Here is a 13,526-nt window from a genome sequence, read left to right on the forward strand (position 1 = left end):
CCGAATACAATGCCTCATGGCTACGGCAGCGTCACGGGTACAAAACACCCGATCAGATCAGGGCCGAGCAAAAAGCCCTTGAACCCGAAGCCGTCACGGGGGTTAAAATGGCGGCCTAACCAGCGCAACGCGCTGTCTCAGAACCGTGCCCCGGTACAGTCCGCCGCAACCAGCGTCGCGACGTCGCCGAGAATATCCGCGATCACCCCCGGGTCCGCGTCGAGTGTCAGAATCCGTCGTTGCAGACCGGCGAGCGTTCTGGCGCGTTCAACGTCCACTCGCATGATGAAAGTCTAAACATGCTGCAGATATAGGGCAAATGCACCATGCCCCGGGGACCGCACCCTGACAGGCTACTTGTCGACAGACACGAAGGAGGCGCGCGTGTTCGCACATCGTTTGATATCGGGATTGATCGGGTGTGCCGCCCTCGCGGGCGGCGCCGTGGCACAGGACGACGGTAGGACGATGATCGTCCTTGACGGGTCCGGCAGTATGTGGGGGCAGATCGAGGGGACTGCCAAGATCGAGATTGCCCGTGGCGCGATCGGGCGGATGCTCGCGGATTGGCCCGATGACCGCGGGTTCGGCCTGATGGCCTACGGGCACCGGCGCGAGGGCGATTGCGAGGATATCGAGACGCTGCTGAGCCTCGGTCCGCTTGACCGCGAGTCCTTGGAGGCCGCGCTTGACGGGGTGACGCCGCGCGGCAAAACCCCCGTGGGCGCGTCGGTGCGCACTGCGGCCGGGGCAGTCGGGTCCAACGGGTCGGCCGTTGTCGTGACGGACGGGCTGGAGAATTGCGGGGCCGACCTTTGTGCCCTCGGGGAGGACCTGGCCAGGTCCGATGCGGGCTTTACCGCGCATGTCATCGGGTTTGACGTCGATGACGCGGACGGCCAGCTTGCCTGCCTTGCCGAGGCGACAGGCGGGCGGTACATGTCGGCCTCTGACGCGGCGTCTTTGAGCGGTGCGCTTGAGCAGGTCAGCGCGCCCGAGCCCGAACCGGAACCGGCAGGGCCACTTTTTGTCGATGACTTCGAGCGCGCAGACCTCGGCCCGGACTGGACGGTCGACCATCCCGACCCGTCCGGCTTTGTCCTCGACGATGGTGCTTTGGTCACGATGACCGTCGCGCCCGGCTACATGGGCGATGCCGAAGATCAGCCGAATGTCTTTCGCTGGACGGGGGCAGAGTTTCCGGAGGGCGACTGGGATCTGAGCGCCGATTTCACCGCCCGCATGGGCGAGGTCCAGTCGCTTGGCGGTCGCCGCGCCATTGTCCAGGTGGGCCGCCACGCGGATGTGGACAACACGCTCTCGGCCTACGTCTACCGGCAGGGGAACTCCACCGACGACCTGTGGCTGCGGCTGCGGGCCGTGTCCGGCGGCACCGAGAGCCGCGCCGAGGTCGAGATAGCGAACGATGCGTGCTGTCCGCGCGATTACGACTTGGCGCAGATCCTGCAGGATTTCGAGGAAAAGGGAGCCCGTCTGACAATCTCAAAACGCGGGCGCGACTACGTCGGCCGGCTGACGATGAACGGCTGGACCATGCAGGACGGTGGCCCCGAGGTCATCGAGACCCAGCCGATCCAGATCCTGCGCCCCACCGGCGACCCGGCGCTTTTCGCCGGAACGCTGGGGTCGGAACAGACCGTCGCCGAGTTTGACCGCATCGAGATCGTAGAGGTGCAATGATGCCGGTCGCGCGTTTTTCCAGGGTTTTCGCCTGCGCCTGCGCCGTCTTCGTCGCCACAGGCCTCGGCGCGGCGGCGCAGCCCTGCGGGTCGTCCGGCGATGCGGACGCGGCAGGGCTTTACCCGTTGCCGGAGGGGGCCGAATGGGGTTTCGTCGGGCGTGACGGCGAATGGCGGCTTGCCCCCGAGTGGCGGCAGGTCCGGCCCTTTTCGGAAGGTGCCGCGGCGGTCGAAACCGGCGCGGGTTGGGGCCTGATCGACCGGAGCGGCGATTATATCGTTGAGCCGGGCGCGCAGGATGCGGATCGCGTCGTGATCGCGGGGCAGGACCACGCGCTCTCGCCCTACAAGCCGATGTCACAAGGCTGCAGCGCCGCGACGCCGGCCGATGGTAAGCCGCACTATGTCAGCGCGGCCGGCGACGCGTGGACACCGCCGGCGCTGTCGGACGAGGAGGTTCTGGATCTCGGCAGCTTTTCCGAGGGGTTGGCCTGGGTTCGTGTCGCGACGGAAGGGGGCCCGAAGGTGGGGTGGATCGACACAACCGGCGACATGGTTATCGCCCCGGAGTATGCCCACGGCGGCGATTTTGTCGATGGGCGCGCCCCAGCCGCGATCAATGATGGCTTCTGGGGTTATATCGACAGGTCTGGCGAGCTGGTCTTCCCGCGCAAGTTCGTCCTGGAGTCGGCAGGGCGGTATGGCGACGATCTCGCTCCGGTGCGGCTGGGCGACGACGTCGGCTTCATGGACGACAGCGACTGGGCTTTGCGCGGCCTCACCGCCGGTGAGGGATCGCAGCGCGACTTCCGCGCCGCCCGCCCGTTTCACGATGGCCGCGCGGCGGTCAAGCCCGGCCCTGTCTGGATCGACACCACCGGCAAGGTGGCCGTCGACCCGTCGTGGAACAGGCGGATTTCACCCTGTTCGTCCCGCATGCCCCGGTTTTACGACGGGTTGCTTCCGCTGGTTGTCGGAGACGGCAGCAATATCTGCGGCAATCCCGTCGAGGTGGTCCATGAAGGCCCTGGTGATTCGCGCAGCGGGCCGGACAAGATGCTCTGGGCGCTGCCGCAAGAGCGCGACAAGCTGGTCTGGCTCGACCGGGCTGGCAAAGTGCAGATCGACTCTGGCGGCTGTCGGCGGGACCCGGGCGCTGTCCCGCTCCGCGTTCGGGCTGACGACGGCGGCCTCGCCGCGGGGGCCTACAGCCTGTCGATGTCGGGCGAGATCACGGGCACGTTGGGCCCGCTCCGCGCCGATTCCCCCTGCAATAGGTCGGAATTCGAGATGGACGGGAGCGGTGCCACCAATGCCGGGGGGCCATGGTCGCTATCGCTTTCCGGCAGCGGACGGTGGCGGGACATGCCGATCCGTTTCACCCTGTCGATCAACCTGCCTGCTGGCACGGGCGTCGGCACGCACCCTGTCGCGGAATTTCCCGAGGACGGCAGTGTCACCGCGCTCCAGTGGAACAGCCTGATCCAGCCCGGACCGGACAGTCCGCGGGTCCCCAGCTTCTACTCGACCGGCGACGGGGAATTGACCCTCTCGGCGCGCGGCGAGGTGCTGAGCGGAACATTCACGGCGACGATGGTGTCGTCGGATGAACCCGAGGACACGGCGCAAATCACCGCTCACTTCAACGCCATTCCCTACACGCGCGGTCCCGAGGTGGTGGTGGTGGAGGCGACGGGCGCCGTGGCCGCGCTGCAGGAGGAAATGCCCGACGATCCGCTGGTCAATTTCCTGTCCCCGGTCAGCGCCACCGTGGAGGGCGAGAGGCTGACGCTCAGTCTGGGTGAATTCGGTCCGAACATCGAACTGGAGCTTCCGGCCGATCACGCCGGCCCCCTCGCTGCTGGCCCTGACACGCCGGCCACCCTGCGTTTCGCCGGCTTTCCCGTCACCGGAGAGGGACGCGTGGTGCGGGACGACGGGCGCCTGTCAGGCGAGATTACCGCTGCCATCGCCGGTGTGGATCAGATCGACGGCGCGGGACGCATGACCGTTCGCTTCGCCGAAATTCCCGTGGAGGGCGGACAATGATTCGGCTGGTCGTGCTCGCTCTGGCGTTTCCCGTTGCTGTCCAGGCCCAGTCGCTGGACAGCGTTTACACAAGCTATGACTGGGCCGAGGATTGCCAGACCCTCGATCAGGACGTGCCGCCCGAAGAGGCGGGCATGGGGTTTCAAATGATTTGCCCGGGCCCGGACGGGATGCATGTGATGCTGACCGACGGGGATGTGCGCATCTCGATGGATTACGCCAGCACGCCCGAGTTCGGCCCGTGGGAAAGTTTCGCGTCCTTCAGCACGGTGCACGACACCATCGAATGGCGGCGCCAGCCGCTGAACGGCGAAATGCAGCCCTTTGCCACGATTCACCGGTGGTTCGTCGGGCCCAGTAACGATGACCGCGCGTTCCTGATCATCAGCACCGTGGCCAACGCGCCCTCGGAGGAAAGCTGCATGGTGGGCTATATCGACGCCACGGCCACGCCCGACGCCAATGCGCTGGCCCGCGCGGTGGCCGACAGGTATGCGCGCGGTTTCGTTTGCGGAAACGCGCGGGCGCGAGGCTTCGGCTATGTCGGCGTCGAGACGCCGGTGCCGCGCCGCGTCAGTCCTCGTGAAAACGCACAGACAGGAGATCGCCCATGATCCGTCCCCTGACCGCCGCCCTGATCGTTGCCTTTGTCACCGCCGCGACCGGCCATGCTGAAGGCCGCCTCAGCTATACCGCCCAGGCCGGAGACGCCGGCCGCATGAAGATGACGGAACGATGGACGGGCAACGCCCTGCGGGCCGACATCGAGGGGATGGATGCCTATATGCTGATGCGGGATGGCACGGTCTATTCCATCATCGCCATGGGCGGGAGAAACACCGTCATGGACCTTGGCCAATTGCAGGACGTGCCCGGCGCGGGCACGGGACAAGCCCCGCCTCAGCCGCAGGCGGGGGTCGTGTTTCCCGAAACCATAGAGGAGATGCGAGCGGTCGGCCAAACCCGCGAGATCGCGGGAATCGAGGGGGAGGTCCACGACGTCGAGTGGATCGACAACACCGGGCAGGTGCAGACGGATACCGCCGTGCTGACCGACGACGCCCGGCTATTGGAAAATCAATCCCACAAGATGCGCCTGATAGAGGCCGTGAGCGGCGAGCCGCCCAACCCGCTATTGGTCGAACTCGACGCGCGCGGCCTCGCGGCCTTGTCCTTCGGCGACCGATATCTTGTCACCGAAGTGACCGGTGCCGCAGGCCCCGCTGGTGATTTCGAATTGCCTGCCGAACCGTCGGACCTTGGCGGTATGATGGGTATGGGCCAACAATGAAGTATGATCGCAGGGGTGCGGGCGCACTGGGCCGCATTTGTGCCGTCGCGTCGGCGGTGTGCCTTGCCATCCTGCCCCTGCAGGCCAGCGGAAAATGTCGCCTTGATGAGCCTGCGCCTGTTGCCTTGTGTTCGGTCGGCGGCATGCTTGCAACGGCCAACCCGGCGCATACCATCGAAGGCCTGGGCAATCTGAACCCGCGCGCCCTTGCCGGCGGGGCCAATTCCGACCTGCTGCCGGGCCAGGCCAGTCTCTCCATCTCGGGGGGTGTGAACGCCGGCGGCGCGGCCTGTTCGCGTCACCTCGCGGCAAAGCGCGTCGGCGGCACAGATGGGGTGCCGGGGCTGGACGAGGGGACAATCGATTTCATCGAACAGATGTCGGGTGAAACCCTCGACGCTCCCACGGCCAGCGGGGGCGTGCGGCGTGCGGTCTTCGACATGTTCAGCCCGAATATAACGTCGTTCGAGGGCAGCAGTCTGGGCAAGCCGCTGAGCTACAAACACAGCGGGATCGGCGGCTGGCCGCGCAACAGCGGCGCGCAATTGACCATCGCGCTCACCGATGCCGGACCCGGCGACCTGCGCGCAGGCGGAAGCTATCATGCCTGCGCGGTGGGTGGCGGCGGGGACGGCGATCCCATGACGCTCTACTCCGCCTGGACGGGCGAGATCCGCCCGCGCCCGTTCCTGCCGCCGAAGACGGAAAGGCAACGGCGTGAACAGGACTTCCAGAAGCGCATGTGCCACATGGCCCGTACGGGTTACCTCAAGATGATGGATCAGCTCGACGTCTTGCCGCGCGAGGCGGGCGTGGGCCGCGATGTCACGGAATACGATTGCGACATGGATGGGGTGGGCCAAGCCGGCACGCGCACGCGCATCCCCACCGGCCAACTCACGGGGATGGTGCATATCGAACGCATCACCGACACGAAAGTCATCGGGCGTTTCGCGCTTTCCGGCACCGCGATGGTGGAGCGGGAGCACCGCACCTGGAATGGGCAGGGTCCCGGGCGCGTCGATATCGACCGCGAGGCGGGCGACAAGCCGCTCGAGGTGAGCGGCCGCTTTGCCGCGCCCAACATGCGCAACATGGGCTATGCCATTTCCACCCTTGAAACCGCACAAGCCCCCTCGGGCGGTACGGCCCTGGCTGACGCGCTGCGGCTTGTTTCCCACCGTCCTGCCCGCGACGAGAAGAACCTGCCCTGGGAGGATCCAGGGATCCGGCTGAGGTTCGACCGCCCGCTCGATCCGGCCTCTGTCACGCCCGCGGTGGTGCACCTGGAGACTGGCCTGGCCGATGGCCAGGGGGGCGCCGTCATGGCACCGGTCCATGTCCGGACCCGCCTTGCGAACGCGGAAACCTTGGCCGTGACTCCGCAAGAGCCGCTGCGCGACGGGGTTCGTTATCGCGTCACGGTTCGGGCCGGGCCCGGTGGGATTCGTGGCGCAGCAGGCGAACAGCTGGCCGTCGATCAGGTCTGGGGCTTCGACACCATGGTCGATCTCGACGACAACGAATTCATGAAGGCGGGGCTCACACGGCACCTCGACTGGCACGAAGGCGTTGAAAGCGACACGATACAAGTGGCGACAAACGCGCCGCTCGTGCGTGACAAACCCGCCGCCATTCGCATCTACCCCAAGTGGCGGGCCGATCCGCAGATCGCGCCGGGCTGGCAGGTGACCGCGTTCGAGGCCCATGTTCGCGCCCGCCCGGCCTTCGACCCGCAGGCGCCGCTGCTCGTGCCCGAGCGCCGCGAGGTGCGCCTTCGACGCCCGGACATGTTCACCGAAGCGGAACGCCGCAAGGGCGAGAGCAGCGTGACGCTGTTCGGCTGGGTCCCTGACTTCGAAGAGATCGCGGCCCTGCGTGCAGAGATCGAACCGGTCCGTGAGTGCGAGGAGGCACCCAGGGTCTTTTCCGGGGTGGAGCCGTTGGAATGGGATCCCCTCGATCGCGATCTGTCGCTCGGGTATGTCTTCGCCGAGGTCGGCCCCTGGGCCGACGGCGTGCCGCCGGGACGGCGCCAAGAGGGCGCGCAGGCCGCGCAATCGGCCGAGTCGTTCATTGAACAATTGTTCCCGGTCGGCGAAGCGCGGATCGAATCGGGCCCGCCTGTCCGCTTTTCGCCCGACTTCGCCGAAGACCTTGCAGCCGCCATACGCGAAATCGCCCTGGCCGAGTCTGTTGCAAGTACGATCGACGACGACGTGCCCGAAGACTGGCTGGATCAGCTAGATGCCTATACCGGCGATACCATGCCCCTTCTACGGGAAACGAAGAAGTCTTTCGCAAACCTTGGCCTTGCCGACGCGCTGTACAAGCGCAACGACATCCGGCGCACGATCCTGAGCCACGTGCACGACTCGCTGGACGCCGCCGGTGCCTATGGCGATTACGACGCCGTCATCGTGTTCATGCCCTACGACTGGCTGCAATTGCTCGGCGTGGCGAACTGGGACATCGGGCCGCGCTTCATGTGGCTCGAAGCGGATCAGCCGATCACCTTCACGAGGCCGGTGATCGGCATGAGCCTGACCGGCCCCCGCAGCGGCAAGCCCGGGATTCCCTCCCTCGGGGTCATAACCCATGAGGTCGGACATCTCTTCGGGCTGGAACATCGCCCCGCAGTCACGACCGCCGCCGAACGTCGCCGTATGTGCGACGCGCTCGAAGGCACGCGCATGAACGGTATCGAGGGTATGCGCATCGCGCCAGACGGTGACAGTGGTGCCGTCAAATCCTCCGAGGATGGAAACGCCGAAATGAAAGGCGAGCTCTTGCCGCTCATGTTCCCCTGCGCGAGGGCAAAGCCGCGCCTGTTCATCACGCAGGACCACTACGCGAAACTGCTCGAAACGCTTCGCCCGGGCGCCTTCCAGGTGCCGCTGCCCGGGACACCCTGACGCGGGCCGTGTCAAAACGGCAGCCGCCTTTGCGCGTCACCCGCTAGTCCGGGATCGTCTTGCCCGGGTTCAGGATGCCCTGAGGATCCAGCGCCTGCTTGATGCGCCGCATCATGACCAGCGCGTTCGGATCCTTTCGGCGGCCCATGGTGGCCAGTTTGGACTGGCCCACCCCGTGTTCCGCCGAGACGGACCCGCCAAGCTCGGTCGCCACGTCCTCGACGCATGTCACGAGTGCGTCCTTCAGGGTGGGCGAGTCGTTACTCGGGTAGACACAGTAGTGAATGTTCCCGTCGCCCAGGTGGGCGATGTAAAAGGGGGTGGCGCCGGGGTCTTGCTCCGTCACGCGGGCATCGGCCATTTCCAGGAACCGCGGAACGAGGTCGAGCGGCACGGCCACGTCCGTGTCGATGACGGGCCTGCGCGAAAAGGTGAGCTCGGCCGCGGCCTCTCGGCGCGCCCAGATTTCGGCGCGCTGGGCCTCGGACTGGGCGACGGTTGCATCCAGAAGGTGCCCGGCCTCCAGCATCCGCTCCAGTTCCTGCTCCAGCAGGGCGGTGATCGGGGCCTTGCCATCCGGGCCTGGGGTGGCGTCGTGCTCGGAGGTCGCGCCCAACTCGACCAGGATGTTGACGTCGTGCATCGCCTCGAACGGTGGCCGGGCGCCTGCGACATGGCCCAGGTGCGCTTCGATGTAGGCGCGCGGCATGTACTCAAAGGCCTCCACGGCGCCGCCCGAGGCATCGTTGAGCCTGTTCAGCAGGTCCAGCGCATCCGCCAGCCCGGGCACGGCGACCATGGCCGTCGCATGGGCGCGGGGCTTGGGGAAAAGCTTGAGCACGGCGGCCGTGATGACACCCAACTGGCCTTCGGCCCCGATCAGCAGGTTGCGCAGGTCGAGCCCGGAATTGTTCTTGTGCACCGCGCTCATCAGATCGACCACGCGGCCATCTGCCAGAACCGTCTCGAGCCCGAGGCACAGGTCGCGGGCATTGCCGTAGCGCAGCACGTTGGAGCCGCCCGCGTTGGTCGACAGAACCCCGCCGATCATGGCCGATCCCCGCGCGCCGAAGGTCAGCGGAAAGATCAGGCCCTGCGCCTCGGCGGCCGCGTGCAGGCTGGACAGGATCACCCCGGCCTCGACCCGGGCGGTGCGGGCGCGCGGGTTGATCTCATGGATCTCGTTCAACCGGTCCAGGGACAGCAGCACGCCGCCGGGGGCATGTGCCCCACCCACCAGCCCGGTGTTGCCCGAAACCGGCGTGACCGAGAGCCGCAGTTCCGAGGCCTTTCGCATCACGGCCGCGACCTGCGCGGTATCCGCCGGCCGCAGGACCACACCGGGCGCGCCGGTATAGGCACCGGTCCAGTCCTGCGCCCAAGGGGCGGTCGCGTGACCGGTCAGGGCGTAGTCCGGCCCGATGATATCCGTGAACGCGCGCAACGATGTCATCTGATCCCCCCATTGATGCCGAGAGTGCCGCAAAGAGGCCGATGTGGAAAGGAAAAGTGATGGTAGCGTGGGGCGGACTTGAACCGCCGACCCCAGCATTATGAGTGCTGTGCTCTAACCGGCTGAGCTACCACGCCATCACGCGCGTTCGCATACGCGCGGGGTCCGGGGCTGTCAAATCGATTCTTCGGGCACATAGCGCGGTTTGCCGCCTGTCGGCCTCCTTGTTCCGGTGCGCGTTCTTGACGATGCTGGCGCGGCACGGACAGGGGATGCGCGATGGCAGACGGCGCCTGGGAATTCTGGATCGACCGTGGCGGGACGTTTACCGATATCGTGGCCCGCAGGCCCGATGGCGGGCTGGTCTCGCACAAGCTGCCGTCCGAGACCCCCGAGCGCTACCGCGATGCCGCCGTCGACGGCATCCGCGAATTGATGGGCACATCCGCCCCGGCACCCAGAACGATCCGGTCGGTCAAGATGGGGACGACGGTTTCGAGCGCAGCTTCGAAACCGAGGTCGCGGGCGTGCGGATGCGCGCGCCCATGATGGACATTCACACCGTGGCTGCCGGGGGCGGGTCGATCGGCACCTACCGTGATGGCCGCTTTCAGGTTGGGCCCGACAGCGCCGGGGCCGATCCCGGCCCGGCCTGTTATCGGCGCGGCGGGCCGCTCACCGTGACCGATTGCAACGTCATGCTGGGCAAGCTGGACCCGGCGCATTTCCCGCATGTCTTCGGACCGCAGGGCGATCAGCCACTTGATATCGAGGCGGTACGACAGCAGTTCCTGCGGCTGGCCGACGATGTCGCGCAGGCGACGGGCGAAGCTTCCCGCACCCCCGAGGCGCTGGCCGAGGGGTTTCTGCGCATCGCCGTCGACAACATGGCCAACGCCATCAAGAAGATCAGCGTCCAGCGCGGCCATGATGTGACCGGCTACACCCTGCAATGCTTCGGCGGGGCCGGCGGACAGCATGCCTGCCTTGTCGCTGATGCGCTGGGCATGGGGCGGGTGCTGATCCATCCTTTCGCCGGGGTGCTTTCGGCCTTCGGCATGGGGCTGGCCGAGTTGCGCGAGATGGTCGAGGAGCGACATGACGCCCCACTGGCCGAGCATGCGGGCGCGGCGCGGCGCATCGACGCGCAGACCGCGCAGGCCCGCGACGCCTTGCAGGCGCAGGGTAGTCAGGACGGCATCGAGACCCGGGCGCAGGCACACCTGCGCTATGACGGATCGCACCAACCGCTGCCGGTGGACTTCGGGTCGCCCGAGAGCATGCAGGCCGATTTCGAGGCGGCGCATGCGGCCCGCTTTGGTTTCATCAGCCCGGAGCGGGAGATCCTCTTCGAGATGCTCAGTGCCGAGGCCATCGGCGGTGCCGGCGAGATGCCCGAGTGCATCGGGGCCGCCGCGGACGGCCCCGCCCGGCCGATCGCCATCGGAACGGTCCGAACCGGCGGCACCCGACGGGAGGCCCCGATATACCAGCGCGCGGAGCTTGCCGAAGGGCAGGTCGTGCGAGGCCCCGCGATCATACTGGAGCCGACCGGCACCAACATGGTGGAACCGGGTGGTCGGCAGCCGTCGACAGGCTGGGAAACCTGATCATGACCCGTGACGCCGCCGCTGACCGGGCGCTGGCCGCGGGAACCGAGGCCGACCCTGTGGTGCTGGAGATCATGTCGAACCTCTTCATGAATGTAGCCGATCAGATGGGCGCGACGCTGGCCAATACGTCATGGTCGGTCAATATCAAGGAACGCTACGATTTCTCCTGTGCGATCTTCTATGCGGCGGGCGATCTCGTGGCCAACGCCCCGCATGTGCCTGTTCACCTCGGCTCCATGTCCGACAGCATCAAGACAGTGATGCGGTTGAACCCGGATCTGGCCGATGGGGATTCCTTCATGCTCAATTCGCCCTATCGCGGCGGCACGCATCTGCCTGATGTCACGGTGGTCACGCCGGTCTTTGTCGCAGGGCAACCGGCCTTCTGGCTGGGCAGCCGGAGTCACCATGCCGATATCGGTGGGCGCACCCCCGGTTCGGCCCCGCCCGACAGCACCCGTATCGACGAAGAGGGCGTGCTGATCGACAATGTCAAACTGGTCAGCCGGGGCCAGTTCCTGGAAGACGACGCGCGCCGTGTTCTGGCCTTGGGCCGTTATCCCTGCCGCAACCCGGACCAGAACATCGCCGACCTCAAGGCGCAGGTGGCTGCCAATGCGACCGGGCGCCGCGAATTGCTGCGGGTCTGCGCCGAACAGGGCGCCGAGATGGTGACCGCCTACATGGGCCACGTCCAGAGCAACGCCGAGGAAAGTGTCCGCCGTGTCATCGACCGTCTGTGCGACGGGCGCTTCAGCTACCCGATGGACAATGGCCAGCAGATCGAGGTGGCCGTCTCGGTGGATCACGTGGCGCGTGCGGCCAAGGTGGATTTCACCGGCACCAGCGCGCAGCATGCGGGCAACTACAATGCGCCCTTCGCGGTCTGCCGGGCGGTGGTGCTATATGTGTTTCGAACGCTCGTCGGGTCGGACATTCCGCTCAACGAGGGCTGCTTGAAGCCGCTGAACATCATCGCGCCCGAGGGCTGCATGCTGAACCCGCGTTACCCGGCGGCGTTGATCGCGGGCAACACTGAGGTGTCGCAGGCGGCCTGCAACGCGCTTTACGGCGCGCTGGGCATGATCGCGGACAGCCTGGCGACCAGGAACAATTTCGTCTGGGGCAACGACGACTTCCAGAACTACGAGACCATTGCGGGTGGCACCGGGGCGGGGCCGGGCTTTGAGAGCTGCGACGCTGTGCAGAGCCATATGACCAACACCCGGATGACCGACCCGGAGGTGCTGGAAAAACGCTTTCCGGTGCGGCAGGAGGATTTCGCGATCCGGCCCGCGTCAGGCGGGGCGGGGCAGTACCGTGGGGGCCATGGTGTGCTGCGCCGGATGCGATTCCTGACGGATGTGACTGTCACGACGCTCTGCTCTCATCGCCGCATCCCGCCCTTCGGGGCGCGAGGCGGCGATCCGGGCCGGACCGGGCGCAACAGGGCGGAATTGCCCGATGGCAGCCGCGTGGACCTTGAAGGCGATGACGAGATCGGCCTTCGCCATGGAAACCCCGGGCGGCGGCGGTTGGGGCGTCAGCTGAAGCGCCACTCGGTGATCTGGGTCGTGGGGTCGCCCGGCCGCAGGGTGATGTCCGGAAAGCCCGGGCAATTGGGCGCATCGGGCCAGCCCTGCGCCTCGATCGCCAGCCCGTGATAACGCGGGTCCATGTCGCGGTGGTCAAAGACCTGCAGGCCCGGTTCGGTCGTGGCCAGGGTCATCTGCAGGCCGGATTTCCCTGTCAGCCAGAGGACATCGCGCAGCTCGGTCCGCGCGCGGGACAGGCAGAAGTTGTGATCCAGATCGGGCGCACCCGGCGTGACAGGCTTGCCGGCGCGAAAGTCGAAGTCGATGCCCGCCACGGGCCGGATCACCCCGGTGGGCAGGGTGTCACCGTCCACGGGCAGGTAATGATCGGCGGCGATGCGCAGGTGATGCCCGGCCACGCTGTCGCTGCCGTCCATGTTCCAGTAACCGTGATGCGCCACGTTGATCAGCGTCTCGGCATCCGTTTGGGACGTCACCGTCAGGCGCAGCGTGCCCGGCGCGGTGATCTCGTAGCGCGCCCGGATGTGGCGGTTGCCCGGCATGCCGCCCTCGCCGTCAGGCAAAATGACGGATAGAGTGACCACATTTTCCGACGCTTCATCAACATGCCATATCTTGGCATGGAGTCCGGTTGCGCCGCCGTGCAGCAGCGTCTTGCCGTTCTCGTTCTTCTCGAAATGATGGTCCCGTACACCGATCCGCGCCGTCGCATCGCGCAGCCGGTTGGCCACGGGACCCACCAGCGCGCCGAAATAGGCCTGGGCGCCTTCGTAGTCCGCAAGGCTGTTGCGCCCCAGGACAAGGCTATGATCAAGGCCATCCAGCCGCAGGTCTTGCAGGATGCCACCCCGGGTCAGCACTGTGGCCGAGACCCCCTGGGCCCTCAGATCAACAGCCTGGACCGTCTCGCCCGCCCTTGTGATTCCGAACTCGCGCATCGCGCCCTCCC

General features: G+C 66.8%; 9 protein-coding genes, 1 tRNA gene and 1 pseudogene. 7 read left to right on the forward strand and 4 right to left on the reverse strand.

Annotated elements, in window-relative coordinates; genetic code table 11:
- Nucleotides 1-137: 137 nt before the first annotated feature.
- A complete protein-coding gene (locus ACH107_RS04890; RefSeq protein WP_412504897.1) occupies nt 138-284 on the reverse strand; it encodes a hypothetical protein in 147 nt (48 codons plus the stop codon).
- A 100-nt stretch (nt 285-384) separates the two neighbouring features.
- Here ACH107_RS04890 and ACH107_RS04895 point away from each other — a divergent pair, with 100 nt between their 5' ends.
- From ACH107_RS04895 to ACH107_RS04915, 5 genes are all read left to right on the forward strand, one after another.
- A complete protein-coding gene (locus ACH107_RS04895; protein WP_412504898.1) occupies nt 385-1,701 on the forward strand; it encodes a vWA domain-containing protein in 1,317 nt (438 codons plus the stop codon).
- Nucleotides 1,701-3,749, forward strand: coding sequence for a WG repeat-containing protein (locus ACH107_RS04900; protein ID WP_412504899.1), 2,049 nt, complete (start codon nt 1,701-1,703; stop codon nt 3,747-3,749). Before ACH107_RS04895 ends, ACH107_RS04900 begins: the two co-directional genes overlap by 1 nt.
- Nucleotides 3,746-4,363: a hypothetical protein gene (locus ACH107_RS04905; protein WP_310690809.1), complete on the forward strand. Its 618-nt coding sequence runs from the start codon at nt 3,746-3,748 to the stop codon at nt 4,361-4,363. The genes ACH107_RS04900 and ACH107_RS04905 overlap by 4 nt, the downstream gene beginning before the upstream one ends.
- Entirely contained in the window at nt 4,360-5,040 is a 681-nt protein-coding gene (locus ACH107_RS04910) for a hypothetical protein (RefSeq protein ID WP_412504900.1), read from the forward strand. Before ACH107_RS04905 ends, ACH107_RS04910 begins: the two co-directional genes overlap by 4 nt.
- Before the next feature lie 143 nt (nt 5,041-5,183).
- Nucleotides 5,184-7,955 (forward strand): Ig-like domain-containing protein, encoded by a 2,772-nt coding sequence (locus ACH107_RS04915; protein ID WP_412504901.1) that lies wholly within the window; start codon nt 5,184-5,186, stop codon nt 7,953-7,955.
- Nucleotides 7,956-7,998: 43 nt separating this feature from the next.
- Here ACH107_RS04915 and ACH107_RS04920 read toward each other — a convergent pair whose 3' ends face one another.
- On the reverse strand, nt 7,999-9,408 hold the full coding sequence (locus ACH107_RS04920; protein ID WP_412504902.1) for an FAD-binding oxidoreductase: 1,410 nt from the start codon (nt 9,406-9,408) through the stop codon (nt 7,999-8,001).
- 60 nt (nt 9,409-9,468) lie between these two features.
- Nucleotides 9,469-9,545, reverse strand: a tRNA-Met gene (locus ACH107_RS04925).
- A gap of 142 nt (nt 9,546-9,687) precedes the next feature.
- On the opposite strand from ACH107_RS04925, the gene ACH107_RS04930 reads away from it, so the two are divergent.
- Both ACH107_RS04930 and ACH107_RS04935 read left to right on the forward strand, forming a co-directional pair.
- Entirely contained in the window at nt 9,688-9,957 is a 270-nt protein-coding gene (locus ACH107_RS04930) for a hydantoinase/oxoprolinase N-terminal domain-containing protein (protein ID WP_412504927.1), read from the forward strand.
- Nucleotides 9,861-12,572 (forward strand): annotated as a pseudogene (locus ACH107_RS04935) (hydantoinase B/oxoprolinase family protein); the annotation flags it as partial. The gene ACH107_RS04930 and the pseudogene ACH107_RS04935, both read left to right, overlap by 97 nt.
- Here ACH107_RS04935 and ACH107_RS04940 read toward each other — a convergent pair.
- A complete protein-coding gene (locus ACH107_RS04940) occupies nt 12,565-13,515 on the reverse strand; it encodes an aldose epimerase family protein (RefSeq protein ID WP_412504903.1) in 951 nt (316 codons plus the stop codon). The pseudogene ACH107_RS04935 and the gene ACH107_RS04940 sit on opposite strands and share 8 nt — an antisense overlap.
- Nucleotides 13,516-13,526: the final 11 nt, after the last annotated feature.

It is taken from the genome of Roseovarius halophilus (ex Wu et al. 2025), assembly GCF_047086965.1.